This window comes from Kitasatospora sp. NBC_00039, from assembly GCF_045160625.1.
GTDB lineage: Bacteria > Actinomycetota > Actinomycetes > Streptomycetales > Streptomycetaceae > Kitasatospora.
In genome coordinates this window covers 1,935,950-1,948,029 of the sequence record NZ_CP108289.1, presented here as the reverse complement: position 1 = coordinate 1,948,029, position 12,080 = coordinate 1,935,950, and the positions used below count along the sequence as shown (strand labels likewise).

General features: G+C 75.1%; 13 protein-coding genes. 10 read left to right on the top strand and 3 right to left on the bottom strand.

The genetic code is table 11. The features are described from left to right. Positions 1-128: 128 nt before the first annotated feature. The 3 genes from OG286_RS08770 to OG286_RS08760 form a co-directional block, all read right to left on the bottom strand. Positions 129-1,424, bottom strand: coding sequence for an MBL fold metallo-hydrolase (locus tag OG286_RS08770; RefSeq protein WP_405363855.1), 1,296 nt, complete (start codon positions 1,422-1,424; stop codon positions 129-131). A gap of 274 nt (positions 1,425-1,698) precedes the next feature. Further along, positions 1,699-2,151, bottom strand: a complete 453-nt coding sequence (locus OG286_RS08765; protein WP_396319997.1) for a MaoC family dehydratase — start codon at positions 2,149-2,151, stop codon at positions 1,699-1,701. A 175-nt stretch (positions 2,152-2,326) separates the two neighbouring features. After that, positions 2,327-2,758 (bottom strand): pyridoxamine 5'-phosphate oxidase family protein, encoded by a 432-nt coding sequence (locus OG286_RS08760; protein WP_405364988.1) that lies wholly within the window; start codon positions 2,756-2,758, stop codon positions 2,327-2,329. Positions 2,759-3,133: 375 nt separating this feature from the next. Here OG286_RS08760 and OG286_RS08755 point away from each other — a divergent pair, with 375 nt between their 5' ends. The 10 genes from OG286_RS08755 (at position 3,134) to OG286_RS08710 (ending at position 12,026) form a co-directional block, all read left to right on the top strand. Then, positions 3,134-4,006, top strand: a complete 873-nt coding sequence (locus tag OG286_RS08755) for a hypothetical protein (protein ID WP_396319999.1) — start codon at positions 3,134-3,136, stop codon at positions 4,004-4,006. Positions 4,007-4,206: 200 nt separating this feature from the next. Continuing rightward, a complete protein-coding gene (locus tag OG286_RS08750; RefSeq protein ID WP_396320000.1) occupies positions 4,207-4,767 on the top strand; it encodes a hypothetical protein in 561 nt (186 codons plus the stop codon). Further along, on the top strand, positions 4,761-5,699 hold the full coding sequence (locus OG286_RS08745; protein WP_396320001.1) for a hypothetical protein: 939 nt from the start codon (positions 4,761-4,763) through the stop codon (positions 5,697-5,699). The genes OG286_RS08750 and OG286_RS08745 overlap by 7 nt, the downstream gene beginning before the upstream one ends. 105 nt (positions 5,700-5,804) lie before the next feature. Further along, the gene (locus tag OG286_RS08740) at positions 5,805-6,533 is read left to right on the top strand and encodes an SAF domain-containing protein (RefSeq protein WP_396320002.1); all 729 of its coding nucleotides are present in this window, start codon (positions 5,805-5,807) and stop codon (positions 6,531-6,533) included. 1 nt (position 6,534) lies between these two features. Further along, positions 6,535-7,833 (top strand): hypothetical protein, encoded by a 1,299-nt coding sequence (locus OG286_RS08735; protein ID WP_396320003.1) that lies wholly within the window; start codon positions 6,535-6,537, stop codon positions 7,831-7,833. Next, positions 7,823-9,406 (top strand): CpaF family protein, encoded by a 1,584-nt coding sequence (locus OG286_RS08730; protein ID WP_396320004.1) that lies wholly within the window; start codon positions 7,823-7,825, stop codon positions 9,404-9,406. The genes OG286_RS08735 and OG286_RS08730 overlap by 11 nt, the downstream gene beginning before the upstream one ends. Beyond that, a complete protein-coding gene (locus tag OG286_RS08725; protein ID WP_405364985.1) occupies positions 9,406-10,398 on the top strand; it encodes a type II secretion system F family protein in 993 nt (330 codons plus the stop codon). Before OG286_RS08730 ends, OG286_RS08725 begins: the two co-directional genes overlap by 1 nt. Further along, positions 10,395-11,273 (top strand): hypothetical protein, encoded by an 879-nt coding sequence (locus OG286_RS08720; protein WP_396320006.1) that lies wholly within the window; start codon positions 10,395-10,397, stop codon positions 11,271-11,273. Before OG286_RS08725 ends, OG286_RS08720 begins: the two co-directional genes overlap by 4 nt. 67 nt (positions 11,274-11,340) lie before the next feature. Continuing rightward, positions 11,341-11,619: a hypothetical protein gene (locus tag OG286_RS08715; RefSeq protein ID WP_396320007.1), complete on the top strand. Its 279-nt coding sequence runs from the start codon at positions 11,341-11,343 to the stop codon at positions 11,617-11,619. Positions 11,620-11,654: 35 nt separating this feature from the next. After that, positions 11,655-12,026, top strand: a complete 372-nt coding sequence (locus OG286_RS08710) for a TadE/TadG family type IV pilus assembly protein (protein WP_396320008.1) — start codon at positions 11,655-11,657, stop codon at positions 12,024-12,026. The last annotated feature ends 54 nt before the right edge of the window (positions 12,027-12,080 follow it).

Genomic DNA, 12,080 nt, shown 5'->3' with positions numbered 1-12,080 from the left:
GGAGGGTGAGTGCGGGGAGGACGAGCGCGGGAGCGGCGACGCGGGGAGGACGAGCGCCGGAACGGCGGACGAGGGGAGGGGCCCGGAGTTCGCGTGGACTCCGGCCCCTCCCGGTGCGCCGGGCCGCGTCAGACGGTGACCCCGTCGTCCTCGGCCGCCGCCTTGGGCCGGGTCGCGGGCGCGGCCGCCGCCGCACCGCCTGCCGCCGGGTCGCCCGCCGCCGCCCCCGCCGGCGCGGTGCCCGCTGCGGCCCCCGCCGGCGCAGTGCCCGCCGGCGTGCCGCTCGCCTCCGCTCCGGCCACCGGGGCGAGGCCGTCCGGGACGACCAGCGTCGCGTCGTCCTGCGGCAGCGCCGCGACCGCCCGCCACCAGAGCCGCAGCGCGGGTGGATCGGCCGGTTCGAAGGGCTTGCCGGGGCGGGGTACCGCCAGGCGCGCGCCGAGCGCCTGGGCCGCGGCGACCACCCGCTCGGCGGGCTCCTCCCACGGGTGCGGCGCCAGGTTGAAGGTGCACCAGTGGATCGGCAGCAACAGCTCGCCGCCGAGGTCGAGGTGGGCCCGGACGCCCTCCTCCGGGGTCATGTGGACCTCGGGCCAGAAGTCGCAGTACGCGCCGACCTGCATCATCGTGGCGTCGAACGGACCGAGCCGGCGGCCGATCTCGGAGAACCCGGGGAAGTAGCCGGTGTCGCCGCTGTGGAAGACCCGGTGCCCGCCGCCGGCCACCACCCAGGACGCCCAGAGGAAGAGCGCGCTGGTGCGCGGGCCGCGGCTGCAGTAGTGCCGGGCCGGAGTGGCGGTCAGGGTGAGCCCGGCGACCTCGGCCGACTCCCACCAGTCCAGCTCGACGAGCCGGTCGGCGGGAACGCCCCAGTGCTCCAGATGGGCGCCCACGCCGAGCGGGACGGCGAAGACCGCGCCGGTGCCGATGAGGGCGCGGATGGTGGCCATGTCGAGGTGGTCGTAGTGGTCGTGCGAGACCACCACGACGTCGACCGGGCCGAGTTCGGAGAGCGGGAGCGGCACCGGGTGGAGCCGTTTGGGGCCCGTCCAGCCGAAGGGGGAGCAGCGCTCGCCCCAGACCGGGTCGAACAGCACCCGGCGGCCGTCGATCTCGGCCAGTACGGTGGCGTGGCCGAGCCAGGTGAGCCGCAGGCCGGAGGCGGGCGGTGCGGCGAGGTCGACCGGGAGCAGCCGGTGCAGCGGCACGGCGGCGGTGGGCATCCGGCGGGTCTTGTCGGCCGCCAGCTGGGCGCGGGTGATCTCCAGCGGGGTGCGCTCGTAGACGAGCCGGCGGGTGGGCAGCGGGTTGCGGAAGGCGCCGTCGGCGAACTGCGGCGAGCGGTGGATCCGGGAGAGCCGCTCGCCCCGGGGCTCGGCGCCGAAGGCGTCCGTCCGGACCCGGTGCCAGGCCGCGCGGGGCAGTCCGGAGAGCGCCGGCGGGCTGGAGAACTGCGAGGTCAGACCGGCTACGCGGGAGTACCACGGGGCAGGGCGGGGCACGGCACCTCCAAGGACGGCTACGGCTACCGGGCATGCCGGGGCGCGTACCCACGGCAGCAGGCCGATGCAGTACGACAACCATCTCGTCGGAGGTTACTCGCAGTGGGCCGCCCGGACCCGGTGGGCGGCCCCGTGCGTGCCGTTCGGCGTACGGAACGGGGGAGCGGCGAGGGCGCGGCCGGGCGCGACCGGCCGGCTAGGCGTAGAAGCGGGTGATCGTCTCCGCGACGCAGTGCGGCTTGGCGCTCTCCGCGCTGGTGATGGTGAACCGGACCACGGCCTGGACGCCGCCGGGCACCTCGGTGGCCGAGACGAGCTCGGCGGTGGCCCGGATCGCCGTGCCGACCGGCACCGGCGCCGGGAAGCGCACCTTCTCCGAGCCGTAGTTGAGCGCCATCCGCACGCCCTCGACGCCGTAGCACTCCTTGGCCAGCACCGGGATCATCGACAGCGTGAGGTAGCCGTGCGCGATCGTCGAGCCGAACTGGCTCTCCTTGGCCCGCTCCGGGTCGACGTGGATCCACTGGTGGTCCCCGGTGGCCTCGGCGAACAGGTCGATCCGCTCCTGTTCGACGGTGTGCCACTGGCTGGTGCCCAGTTCGGTGCCGACGGCCGCGGTGAGGTCGGCGAGGGAGGCGAAGGTCGTCACGGAACGCTCCTGGTGGCAGGTGGGGGTGCGGACTCCGGCAGAGTATGCCTACTCGCCGGTCACCTGTCAGGGGTCGGCCGGAAAACGATCAGGGCCGGAAAAGGATCAGGGCCGGAAGCGATCGGGGTCGGAAGGGACCAGGACCGCCAAGGGCCCGGCCGGGGCCGGGCAGGCGTCAGGAGCGCTGTGCCGTCCGGCCGGCAGGCAGCAGCTGACGGCCGCTGACCAGCTCCGGCACCAGGGCGACGAACAACGGCTCCGGGTCGCCGGTCCAGGGCCACAGCTCGGAACGCAGCGCCAGCCGCACCTGCTCGGGCTCGCGCACCACGTCCGCCCGGCCGTGCACCAGCACGCTCCACCCGGTCCGGGTGACCGGGTCCAAGCGGTCGGCCTGGAACGCGACGACGGTGCCGTCAAGCCCGCGCGCGGTGGTGCTGCCCCGGCGCACGGCCAGCAGCAGGCGCCCGTCCGCGGCGACCTCGAAGGAGACCGGCAGGACGGCCGGCAGCGCGTGCTCGGTGTACACCACGCGCCCGACGGGCACGGTGCTGAGCAGCCGCAGGCACTCGCCCTCGCTCAGGGGCTCCACACGCTCGTCACGGTCCATGCCTCCGATCGTCCTCTTGCCGGACTGTGGGCCGATAGGGCCCATGGTCCCGGACCGGGCGGGCCCGGAGCCCCGTCGCCGGGCCCGCGGGGCGGTAGCTTGTCCGCGGCGGTGCGGAACGTCCCGGGGGCACGGGCGCCTCGCCGCGAGTACGACACGAACGGCTGTCCGACGGGAACGGCTGTCCGACCCGTGCGGCCGTGCGAGAGGTGTGGCCGTACGACAGAAAGCGCGGTACGGCGGGGAACGGCCGTACGGCAGGAGCCGCGGGCCGGGGCGGCCGCGGGAACGGCAGGACCGGACGCACGGCCGGACGGAGCGTGCGGTGGTGCGGCGGGCGGCCCCGGGTAGGGCGGGGCCGGCGAGGAGGGGGCGGTGCGGGTGGTCAGTGGGATCGATCTGGTGGTGATCGGGGCGGACGGCGGTCCGGACCGCGGCTTCGGCGGGTCCGCGCTCGCCGCGGCCGGGGCCCGGCTGCTCGCCGACGTGCTGCCCGGGATGTGCTTCGACGCCGGCGCGGCCGGCTGCCGGGTCGCCGTGGTGGACCCGGGGGCGGACGCCAACACCATGCTCACCGCGGTGCGCGAGGCGGCCGCCCGGCCCGGCCGGTGGCTGCTGGTCTGCCTGGTGGGCCAGCTGGTCGCCGATCCGCGCGGCCGGCGGCTGGCCCTGGTCACCGGCGGCTCCACCGCCGACAACGCCTACCGGCGCGGGCTGGCCTGGGACTGGGTGGTCAGCGCGATGGTCCACGGCGACCAGGGGGAGGCGCTGCTGCTGGTCGACGCCGTCGCCGACCGGGAGACCTGGGCCGCGCTCGAACGCGGCGGGGGCGAGGACGGTGCGGGCGAACTGCTCAGCTACCCGCGGGTGCCGCTCTGGGGCCGGGTCGGCCGTTACACCGCCGGTAGACGGGGCCGGGACGCCGTGCTGCCCGGGGGCGACGGATCGTTCAGCCGTGCCCTCACCACCGTGCTCCAGCAGGGGCTCCCCGGTGCGCCCGCCGCCGTCGCCCCGCTCGACCTCCAACCGGCCGTCGCCGCGCTGCTCGACGGCGGCGGTCCCGGGACCGGTACCGCCCCGAGCGGTGGCACGCCGGGCGCACGCCTGCTCGTACCGCCGCAGGGCGGGCGCCTGTTGATGCGAAATCGGGCCGCGGTTCGGGGCGCATTGGCCGGATTGTCGCTTTCCGAAGAACTGTTGGCCGTTCTGTGGCGGGAAAGTGCCCCGACGGATCCGCCTTCCGCGTAAGGTCAGGGGCCCGGGGTGTTGCCGTGAAGGGGTGGGTTGGCGAAGAATCGATGCCCTCGCAGCAACACAGGCGGGACGGCGGAATTCTTCTGGCGACCACGGACCACGGACGGGGTCGGTCGCGATGAGGTGGGGCGATGCGGCGGCGCGGAAATGTGTTGCGCCCTGGGGCGGTTGGGGTCGCTGGGCTGGTTCTGGCGATGCTGCTGAGCTCCTGTGCGGCCAGTGGTGACGCCGGTTCCGTCGATCGTCTCGGGTCGGGTGCGCCCACTGTTGCGGGAGTGAACCCGGTAACTCCTTCGGGTGGTTCCGCAAACATCGGGATCGCGTCGACCGACGGGCCCGAAGGGGCCCAGGGGCGGCTGGCGTTGAGCACCTATCAGGACTGGTGGCAAGCTCAGACGGAGGAGTTCGGCCGTACCGATTCGGACGGGTCCCGGCTGCAGACGTACTCCTCCGGGACGGCGCTGCGTGACTCCCTCGTCAATCTCCGTCAGCTGCGCGACGCCAAACTGGTGATGATCGGAAGTCCGAGGAATTCCCCGGTGGTGAAGACCGTCGACCTGAAGTCGGATCCCCAGACCGCCGTGATCGAGGACTGCCTCGATGTGACGGGCTGGCACCAGGCCGACGTCACCACGCACGCGGTAAAGGATCCACAACAGCGGCTGACGCGGTACCTCGCGACCGTTTCCCTGCGGAAGTTCCAAACGCGTTGGCTGATCAACGAGTTCAAGCGGGAGGTGAACCGATCGTGCTGAAACTCGAACGGCGAATCGTGATCCGCGCGCTGTTGTCCGCCGGATTACTGATGGCCCCGGCGGCGCCCGCGATGGCGGACGAACCACCGGCCGGTGATGTCACGCACTGCGCGGTGAACGTCATCTGCGAGGGGACCAAGACGCCGGGGAGCACGCCGACCCCGGGCGGCGGCAACGGCGGGACGGGCGACGGGGGCTCCGGCGGCCCGCAGCTCTGCCGCTGGAACGGCGAGGACTGGCCCTGCCGAGACCCGGAGCTGGGCTGGTTCAGCAGCGCGACCGGCTGCTACTACCGGACGGTCACCCCGCAGCCTTCGGCCGACGACCCGGTCTGGGCCGGGCACAAGCCCACCGAGGGCACCGTCTACGCCGAGACCTGCCGCTTCACCGACGGCAGCATGGGCACGACGGCTCCGAAGTTCTTCGCCCAGGCGCCCGCCGAGCCGCCGTTCGACCCGGTGGCGGAGGCCGAGAAGCTCATGTTCGAGCAGATCACCCTGCCGTTCCCCGAGCCGGGCATCGCCCCCGAGGGCACGGCCGTGGTCGGCGTGCCGGTCTGGCTCTGGCTGACCAACGCCAAGGCGCCGGCGCCGAAGTGGGTGAGCAACGGCACCGTCACCGTCACGGTCACCCCCCGGCTGGAGTCGGTGGTCTGGGACCTCGGCGACGGAGCGAAGGAGACCTGTGACAAGGAGGGCGCGGCCGGAACCCCGTACGACCCGACGTACGGCGCCGCCAAGTCGCCCACCTGCGGCCACGTGTTCTCGACCGGCTCGGCCACGAAGGCCGACGGCACCTTCGCCGGGACGGTCACGGCCAACTGGGTGGGCGAGGTGACCGTCACAGGCAGCAACCAGAAGGTCGCCCCGATCAAGGTGCCGCTCTCCGCCAACCTCGCCATGCGGGTGGCCGAGGTGCAGGTCCTCAACTGAGCCCGGCGGCAGCGCCGCAACACAGCAACGTGCCAGAACGACGTGGGAGGGGCCGGAACCCGGTGGAGAACCGTACAGACAGCGACGCCGGGGGTGTCCGTGGTCGTGCCTGAGCAGGGACCGGCCACGCCGCACACCCCGGGGCGCACGCTCCGGGCCCGGCGGAGGCGGCCGGCGGTGCTGGCGATGGCGGTGGCGCTGATAGCCGCCGGCGGGCTCGGCGGCGCGGCGCTCTACAACAGCACCGGGCAGCGGGTCGCCGTGCTGGCGCTCGCCCATGACGTGCCGTACGGGCAGGTGCTGACCGAAGCGGACCTGGTGGAGGCACGGATCGCGAGCGACCCGGTGCTCAAGCCGGTGTCGGCCAAGGACCGCAAGGACGCGGTCGGGATGCGGGCCACCACCGACCTCAAGCGCGGCTCGCTGCTGCTGAAGGCGGACCTCGCCCAGGCGCTGGCCGTGCAGCCGGGCCAGCTGATCGTGGGCGTCTCGGCCAAGCGCACCCAGCTGCCGGCGACCAGGCTCCAGCCCGGCCTGCCGATCGTCGTGGTCTACACGCCGGACACCGGCCGGCCGGACTCGCTGGCCGCGGTGGTCGTCACCGTCGGCCGGGTGGACACGGACGGCAGCCAGGTGGTGGACGTGGCGGTGCCGGCGGCGGACGCCTCCCGGCTGGCCTCCTGGGTGGCCAGCGGCCGGATCCAGGTGGTGCTGTCGCCGCGCGGCGCGGCCGGCGTCACGCCCCCGGCGTCTTCCACGCCCTCGGGCACGGCGGCGCCCTCCGGCGCCGCGACCGGCGCCGCGTCGGCGTCGCCCGGGGCGGGTGGGGCCTGAGATGGCGGTGATCGCGGTGGTCGGCGGCCCCGGGGCACCGGGCGCCACCACGACGGCCCTGGCGCTGCTGCTGGCCTGGCCGTTGCAGCCGGGGCGCCGCATCCTGCTCGTGGAGTGCGACCCGGACGGCGGCGCGGTGCTGGCCGGTGCGCTGGAGGGCCGGGTCGAGGCGGTCTACGGGCTGCGCAACCTGGCCGTCGCGGACCGGCGCGGGCTGCTCGCCCAGGCGCTCTGGGAGCAGCTGATCGACCTCTCGCCCGAGGGGAACGCCGAACGGCTACTGCTGCCCGGCCTGACCGACCCGACCCAGGCGCCCGGGCTCGCCTACACCTGGGAGCCGCTGATGGAGGTGCTGCACGGGCTGGAGCAGCAGGGCTACGACGTGATCCTCGACCTCGGCCGCTCCGGCGCCACCGGGACCAGCGCCGTCCTCGCCCGCCGGGCCGACGTGGTCGCGGTCACCGTGCGCAGCACCCTGCGCGGGCTGAGTGCCGTCCGGCCGCGGCTGTCCGCGCTCACCGAGGACCTCGCCACGGCCGGCACCGGCGCGGACGCGCTGGGCCTGCTGCTGGTCGCCGAGGGGCCGTACTCGGGCGCGGAGGTCTCGCGGGAGTTCGGACTGCCGGTGCTCGGGCTGCTGCCGCATGCCGTGCGCACCGCCCGGGTGCTGTCGGACGGCGGGGACATCACCGACCGCCGGTTCATCCGCTCGGAGCTGATGCGGACGGCCCGCTCGGCGGCGGACGAGGTGCAGCTGCTGGTGCGCCGCCGCCGGCAGCGGCTGGCGCCCACGGCGGCGCCCGCACCCGCACAGCTCGCCGCGGCGCCCCAGGCCGACGCCGGGGCGCAGCCGCTCACCTACGCGCCGCCGTCGGCGCCGCAGCCGTACGGCCAGGTGCCGCCGCCGGTGCCGCCGGTGATCGCCACCGGCCCGGTGGCGCCGCTGGCCGGGTTCGCGCCGCAGCCGGCCGCGCCCGCGCCCTTCCCGTCGCACGTCCAGCCGCAGCAGCCCGGGCCGCCGTACGCGGGCCCGGCGGACGGAGGCCCGCCGTCCGCAGGCCCGTCGTCGGCAGCGCCGACCACCGGAGGCCTGCCGGACGCAGGCACGCCGTACGCGGCCGCGTCGTACGCCGGGCCACCGTACGGGCCGCCGGACGGTGGGCAGTACGGCCACGGGCCCGCGCCGGAGTACGGCCGCGTCCAGCCGGAGCAGCCGGAGCAGTACCGGTCGGCGCAGCCGTACGGCCAGGGCCCGCAGCAGTCCCACCTCGGCCACGGGGAGGTGCTCCGTGCGCGGTAGCCCCCTGCACCAGCACCCGGCGGCGGCCGACCCGGCCGCACTGCCCTGGACGGCGCCCCAGCCGGTCGTCCAGCCCGGCCCCGTCGCGCCCGGCCCCGTCGCGGGCGCCCAGCAGGGCGGCGCCGCGACCCCCACCGCCGTTCCGTCCCAGCTGCCCTCCCTCGACCGGCGCGGCGCCGGCACCCGCCCGGCCGTCGACCCGCAAGTGGCGCGCGAGCTCAAGCGCCAGGTCGCGGCCGAACTGCACCAGCAGATCACCCGGCTCACCGCCGCCTCCGGTACCGAACCGGACCGCGCCACCCGCCGCCAGCGCGGCCGGGCCCTGATCGAGGAGGCCGTCGCCCGCTGGTCCGACGCCTACGCGCAGACCCACGGCATCCCGCCCACCCGCGACCAGGACCGCGCGCTCGCCGAGGCCGTCTTCGACCTGCTCTTCCGGGCCGGCCGGCTGCAGCCCTACCTCGACGACCCGGAGATCGAGAACATCCTGATCAACGGCTGCGACGACGTCTGGGTCTCCCGGGTGCACCAGCCGCTGCGCCAGGTCCCGCCGGTGGCCGACACCGACGCCGAACTGGTCGAGCTGCTCCAGGACCTCGCCCGCCAGCACGGCGGCGGCGAGCGCAGCCTCTCCACCGCGAGCCCGACCCTCGCGCTGCGCCTGGAGGGCGGCATGCGCCTCCAGGCGCTCACCGAGGTGACCCCGCGCCCGTACGTGGCGATCCGCCGCCACCGGGTGGCCTCGGCGACCCTGCCCGAGATGGTCCGGCTGGGCACCCTGGACTCCACCCTTGCCGCCTTCCTGGCCTCGGCGATCCGGGCCCGGAAGAACGTGATGATCACCGGCACCCAGGGTGTCGGCAAGACCAGCCTGCTGCGCGCGATGGCCGCCGAGATCCCGCCGGACGAGCGGATCGGCACCCTGGAGTCGGAGTTCGAGCTCTGGCTGCACACCCTCGGCCACCTGCGCCAGGTCGTCCCGATGGAGGCCCGGGAGGGCAACGGCGAGCGCGTCGAGGGCCGGATGGCCGGTGAGCTGACGATCGGTGACCTCATCCCGGCCGCACTCCGGATGACGCTGTCACGGATCATCGTCGGCGAGGTCCGCTCCGGCGAGGTCGTCCCGATGCTGCGCGTCATGACCAACGGCGAGGGCGGCTCGATGTGCACGCTGCACGCCCGCGGCCCGCACATGGTGGTCGACCGCATCGCCGAACTCTGCCTGGAGTACGGCTCGCACATGACCGACGCGCTCGCCTACCGGCTCACCGCCAACGCCGTGGACCTCATCGTGCACGTGTCGATGGTCGACGAGACGGCCGTCGGCGGCCGGCGCCACCGCTTCGTCTCGCACGTTCTGGAGGTGACCGGCCTCGGCGAGAGCGGCCGGCCCGCCCTCAACACCGTGTTCGGCCCGCGCCCCGAGCTGGGCGAGCCGCGCGCCGTCCCGCACACCCCGCCGAACTGCCTGGACGACCTGCGCCGGGCCGGCTTCGACGCCGCGCTGCTCGGCTCCCGGTACGGGAGCTGGGCCGAGCCGCTCCAGCTGCGGATCGGCGGTGGCCCCCGGTGATGCTGCTCTTCGCCCTCTGCGGCCTGCTGGTCGTGCTCGGCCTGGCCGCCCTGGTGGTCTGGGCGCGCGGCAGCGAGCCCGTGGACGAGGACACCGAGGCCGACGGGCCCAGCCCGCTGGCCGGCCGCCTCCACGTGTTCTGGTACGGCGCGCCCGGCACCGCCCCGGCCCGGGTGGTGCGGCTGCGCCGGGTCCAGCTGCCGCTGGCGCTGGCCGGCGCGCCGCTCGGCTGGCTGTTCACCGGCATCCCGCTGACCGCGCTGCTGGTACCGTGCGCCGTCTTCGGCCTGCCCTGGCTGTTCGACACCACCCGCCCGGACACCCACCGGATCGAGCGGCTGGAGGCGCTCTCCGAGTGGACCCAGCGCATCGCCGACGTGCTGCTGCTCGGTGTCGGCCTCAACCAGGCCATCGTCACCAGCCGCCGCACGGCGCCCGCCGCGATCGAGGACGAGGTCGGGGAGCTGGCCGCCCGGCTCCAGGCCCGCTGGCGGCCGGAGGAGGCGCTGCGCGCCTTCGCCGACAGCCTGGCCGACGCCACCGCCGACAAGGTGCTCGCCGCGCTGCTGCTGCGGGCCGGGGACAGCGGCCCCGGCCTGGCCCGGGCGCTCTCCGACATGGCCGACTCGGTCCGCGAGGAGGTCCGCCAGCGCCGCACCATCGAGGCCGACCGGGCCAAGCACCGCACCACCATCCGCTGGCTGGTCGGCATCATCGTGCTGGTCGTGGCGCTCGGCTCGTTCAACACCGAGTACACCCGGCCGTACAGCACCGTGCTGGGGCAGATCGTGCTCGCGGTGGTCGCCGCGCTCTTCGTGGCGATCATCGCCTGGATGCGCGCGCTGGCCTCGCACCCGCCGGTGCCTCGGCTGCTGGAGGCCGACCGGCGCAGCCGGACCGGTGGCCGTGGCCGCTCCGGCCGGCCCGCGGACGCCGGTCCGGGCCCGGACGGCTCCGCCGACGATCAGTCACTTCTCGGGGAGGCCCGATGATCTCGCCCTGGTCCGTGCTGGTCGGCGCGATCGCGGCCGGCGGCGTCGCCCTGCTGATCTCCGAACTCCGGCCCGCCCCGCCCGACCTGAGCCAGGCCCTGGACCGGCTGCACCGCACGCCCGCCGACCGGACACCCCACCCGGACGAGCGGCCGCGCTGGTTCGACCGGATCGGCGAGCGCTCGGTCGGCCTGCGCGGCGTGCGCATCCCGTACCGGGAGCTGTCTCTGATCGGCCGCACCCCGGCCCGGTTCATGGCGCACAAGCTGCTGTTCGCCGTGATCGGCCTCGTCCTGCCGGCCTACCTGGAGGCGATGGCGCTGCTGCTGGACATGGGCCTGCCGTTCGCGCTGCCGCTGGTCGTCGGGCCGCTGCTGGGCGGGCTGTTCTGGTTCGTCCCGGACGCCATCGTGCGCGGCGAGGCCAAGGAGGCGCGCACCGAGTACATGCACGGCATCGCTGCCTACCTGGAGCTGGTCGCGCTGGAGCGGGCCGCCGACCTCGGGCCCGCCGAGGCTCTGCGCCGCGCCGCCTCGGTCGGGCGCGGCCCGGTCTTCCGCCGGATCCGGGACGCCCTGGACCGCGCCGCCACCGACCGGCTGCCGCCGTGGGCCGGACTGGACGCGCTGGCCGTCGAACTCGGGCTGACCCCCTTGCAGGACGTCGCCGACATCATGCGGCTCTCCGGCACCGACGGCGCCGCCGTCTACGACACCCTGCGGGCCCGGGCCAAGGGCCTGCGCGGCGAGCTGCTGGCCGAGGACCTCGCCCGGGCCAACGCCGACAGCGAGCGGATGGTCGCGCCCGGGGCCGCCCTGACCCTGCTGATGACCGTCCTGATCGTCTTCCCCGCGCTCCACCAGATGCTCGCCTGAGCAGGCCGCACGGGGCGTGCCTCACCGACCGAGCAGCTGACACCACACCCAACCCCGGGAGTTCCCGATGTACGACCAGTTCAGGTCCCTGGCCGGCCGGTTGATCCGGCCCACGCTGCTACCCGTCCAGTTCGCGCTGCTGCTCTTCCAGTTCCGCGTCGGCCGGGTGAAGGCCGCCCGGGCGCGCGGCGACCGCGGCGCGATCAGCATCGAACTCGCCCTCGCCATCATCGCGCTGGTCTTCGTCGCGGGCGCCGTCGCGGTGGCGCTGTACGCGCTGAAGGACAAGGTCGTGAAGAAGGTCGAGCAGGACCCGAACCTCCCGGGCGGGGGCGCGGCCACGTGAGGCACCGGCCCCGTCGCCGCGGCGACCGGGGGTCGGTGAGCCTGAGCCTGGCCATCGTCTTCCCGGTCGTCCTGGTGCTGATCCTGCTCGTCGTCCAGGTGTCGATGTGGTGGTACTACCGCCAGGTCGCGCTCACCGCTGCCCGCGAGGGCGTGGACGCCGGACGCGTGCAGGGCAACCGCAGCGACGAGGCCAAGGACGAAGCGGCGACGAGGCAGGCCGAGGACTTCCTCGGCCGGCAGGGCGTCCGCGAGTACCGGGTGACGAAGGCCGGCAGCACACCCGAGCTGATCAGGGTGACGGTGGAGGTGACGGCGCCCTCCGTCGTCCCGTTCCTCAAGCCGACCGTCACCCAGTACGCCGAGGCGCCGCGCGAGCGGTTCCTGCCGCCGAAGGTGGTGCCGTGAAGCGGGCGGGCGGTCTCCGGGGCCCGGGGCGGCGGTTCGCGGCGTGGCGGGCCG